This window comes from Pseudarthrobacter phenanthrenivorans, assembly GCF_036455295.1.
Classification (GTDB): Bacteria; Actinomycetota; Actinomycetes; order Actinomycetales; family Micrococcaceae; genus Arthrobacter; species Arthrobacter phenanthrenivorans_C.
The window spans coordinates 1-624 of sequence record NZ_JAYXNX010000046.1 but is presented as its reverse complement, the minus strand read 5'-3'; the positions used below and the strand labels follow the sequence as shown (position 1 = coordinate 624).

Annotated in this window: 1 pseudogene; it reads left to right on the top strand. The window is 60.4% G+C overall.

Features of this window, described 5'->3' with window-relative positions:
• Nucleotides 1-624, top strand: a pseudogene (locus VXJ37_RS21050) (Ig-like domain-containing protein); the annotation flags it as partial.

The window sequence follows — 624 nt, the reverse complement described above, 5'->3', positions numbered from 1 at the left end:
GGGCATTGTGTCTGTGGTTGGTTCTGATGACCGGATTTATTCTGCGGATCCGAAGACCGGTGTTGTGACGGTGACGGGGGTGGATGCCGATGGTGGGGTTACGTCGTCGGAGTCCAGTACGTGGGATGGGCTTAAGGGTGCCGGGGATTTGCAGATGACGGTGGTGGGGGACCAGCCGGTGGTGTTGGATGCTGCGGCGGGGAATTTGTTTTTGCCTGGTGGTAAGCGGTTGGCGCTCGATGGTGCGCGGGATGCGAAGTTGCAGCAGGCGGGGCCGGGCAGTGATGTTGTTGCTGTTGCGACGCGGAAGGCGTTGGTGGAGCAGCCGCTGGACGGGGGTGCGGCGAAGACGGTGTCGTTTGATGGCGAGGGTGTGCCTGCTGCTCCGGTGCAGTTGGGTGGGTGTGTGCATGCGGCGTGGTCGGGGGCGAATAAGTATGTCCGGGATTGCACTAATGATGCTGATGACAAGAACGTTGTGGTGCCCAAGGCGAGTGCGTCGCCGTCGTATGTTTTTCGGGTGAACCGGGACTTGGTGGTCCTGAATGACGTGAATTCCGGGAATGTGTGGCTGGTGAACCAGAACATGCAGCTGGTCAACAACTGGGACGACGTCATCCCGCC